Source organism: Streptosporangium nondiastaticum (assembly GCF_003011965.1).
GTDB classification, from domain to species: domain Bacteria; phylum Actinomycetota; class Actinomycetes; order Streptomycetales; family Streptomycetaceae; genus Streptomyces; species Streptomyces nondiastaticus.
The window spans coordinates 1-520 of sequence record NZ_PXWG01000348.1 but is presented as its reverse complement, the minus strand read 5'-3'; the positions used below and the strand labels follow the sequence as shown (position 1 = coordinate 520).

Below are 520 nucleotides of genomic sequence, written 5' to 3'. Positions count from 1 at the left end.
GGCTTCACTGAACGAGCCCGAAGATCAAAAGTGTCAGGACAGCCAGCGTCAACGAGCCGATCGCCACCCACATCCACGCTATGCGGGTGTGGACCTGCGCCTGAGACCTCCGCAGATCTCGGACGACCGAATCGACAGCCGCCTGTGTCTCGCCAATCCTGGCGGCCAGGCTGTGGTCAATGTCGCGGCGGATGTCAATGCGGTCGTGGGCGTACGCCAACTGGTAGTCGATGCGTTCTTCCCACGACGAGAAGTTCTCGCCGACGTGCAAGTGCCTGCGTCGCTTCACGTGGTCACCACCGCACCGACAGGGGTGGCGTCCCAGCGGGCCCGGTCCACACACACCGACCCCGTGTCGTTGCCCCGGCGCAGATCCAGACGCCAGCACTCGTCGTAGTAGGTGGTCTCCGGGTAGCAGGTGCAGTTCCCGATCGTCGTGACCGTCGTGACGCTGTAGGCATCGTCGTGGCCCTTTCCGGTCACGGTGCCCGAGGTGATGCCGCATGAGCACAGCAACAGC

General features: G+C 64.2%; 2 protein-coding genes. Both read right to left on the bottom strand.

Annotated elements, in window-relative coordinates:
- Window positions 1-4 precede the first annotated feature (4 nt).
- Window positions 5-289, bottom strand: coding sequence for a hypothetical protein (locus tag B7P34_RS36160; protein ID WP_146167054.1), 285 nt, complete (start codon window positions 287-289; stop codon window positions 5-7).
- Window positions 286-520, bottom strand: a 235-nt coding sequence (locus B7P34_RS36155; RefSeq protein ID WP_223268629.1) for a hypothetical protein, incomplete at its 5' end; no start/stop codon positions are given. The genes B7P34_RS36155 and B7P34_RS36160, both read right to left, overlap by 4 nt.